The following is a 1,656-nucleotide window of genomic DNA, read 5'->3' as shown; positions in this document are numbered from 1 at the left end:
TTTCCTGTTTTGTGCGGATATACTTTAGTTTAAAATTAACTAGTTGAATTCTAGTAAATTAACTATGCTAATTTTGTGATTTTGGGTGTCTCGGATTATTTTTAGTTCATGTTTGTGAGACGAAAGAAGAATTCAAGTGGGAGTTTCAGTGTCCAAATTATCCAGAAAGTTGGCAGGATCAATAAAGTAGTCAAATCGATGGGGAGTTCTTGTGATGAAGTGGAATTAGATATTTTAGAGCGCCAAGCCAAACTTGAAATCGAGAAAATACAAGGTCAAGCTTTTCTATTTTCCAACGACCGGGACAGGAGTCTGAAATCCATTCTTTCCAATGTAGGCAATAACGAAATTGAATTAGTGGGTCCGGATAGTGTTCTTGGTAATGTTTATGAATCAATAGGTTACCATGAAATTGGAGTGGATAACTTATTCCGGGAATTAGTAATGTCCAGACTTGTTTACCCGGGTTCCAAACTAAAAACCGTTGATTACCTTTCCAGATTCAAAAATCAAGAAGTCAGTGTTTACTCCATCTACCGATATATGGACAAACTCCATAAAGAGTTTAAAGAGAAGATCGAGAAAACAACCTTCAGTCACTTTGCCAAGATTTTGGGAGGACAGATCGGTCTTGTTTTCTATGACATGACCACCTTGTATTTTGAGACTCCTGATGAAGATGACCTTCGAAAAATCGGGTATTCAAAAGATGGCAAGCATCAGCACCCTCAGATTAAACTTGGACTGTTGGTCGGTCCAGAAGGCTACCCGTTGGGCTACGATATTTTTGAAGGCAATATCTATGAAGGGTATACCCTAATCCCTGTTTTGGAAAGTATTCAAAAGAAGTTTTCCATCGGCAAGCCCATCGTGATTGCTGATGCCGGTTTACTGTCCAACGCCAACATTAATGCACTGATCGGTAACGGTTACAAGTTTGTATTGGGCGGAAAAGTCAGAAATGAAAATAATCAGATCAAAGAAAAAATCCTGGCACTGGAACTAACCGAGGACAAACCCAGGGAGGTAAAAAAAGACGGGTATAGGCTGGTGGTCAGCTTTTCTCAAAAGAGGCAGAAAAAAGATGCCCACAATAGGAAAAAGGGGCTTGAAAAGCTTGAGAAGAAGGTCAAAAGTGGAAAAATAGACAAAAACAGTATTAATAACAGGGGATACAACAAGTACCTCAAGCTGGAATCAGAGGTTAAAGTAGCTATTGATTACAAAAGATATGACCTTGATGCCAGATGGGATGGATTGAAAGGATATCTAACAAATACAGATATGAAAGCCAAAGATGTCATCGCTGCATACGGAAATTTATGGCACATTGAAAAGGCTTTTCGTATTAGTAAGACAGATATCAGAATACGGCCAATCTATCACCGAATCCCCCAAAGAATAAACACACATATCTGCATCTGCTTTGTATCTTATGCTGTATTTAAGGAACTCGAAAGACTACTCAAAAAGGCAAAAGTGTCATTCTCAGCAAACAGAGCCATTGAATTGACCAAAAGTATGTACCAAATAAGAGTACTCCTTCCAGACTCAAAAATCTACACTACTATTCCTCTCAAACCCACGCCAGAGCAGTTGGAATTAATCGAAGCAATCAGGAAAAATTAGCCTGGGTGTCCCATCGCACAAAACAGG

Annotated in this window: 1 protein-coding gene; it reads left to right on the top strand. The window is 39.0% G+C overall.

Annotated features, from left to right (window positions below; genetic code table 11):
- Window positions 1-108 precede the first annotated feature (108 nt).
- Window positions 109-1,629, top strand: coding sequence for an IS1634 family transposase (locus SYJ56_RS25745; protein ID WP_465038406.1), 1,521 nt, complete (start codon window positions 109-111; stop codon window positions 1,627-1,629).
- Window positions 1,630-1,656: the final 27 nt, after the last annotated feature.

Origin of the sequence: Algoriphagus aurantiacus, from assembly GCF_035156405.1 — a bacterium.
GTDB classification, from domain to species: domain Bacteria; phylum Bacteroidota; class Bacteroidia; order Cytophagales; family Cyclobacteriaceae; genus Algoriphagus; species Algoriphagus aurantiacus.
Note: the sequence above shows the minus strand (reverse complement) of the source record. Positions and strands in the feature narration are given on the sequence as shown.

Bases quoted from the DNA above. Each gene is read 5' to 3' on its own strand.
- SYJ56_RS25745 (WP_465038406.1), top strand. From the start codon at position 109: ATGTTTGTGAGACGAAAGAAGAATTCAAGTGGGAGTTTCAGTGTCCAA.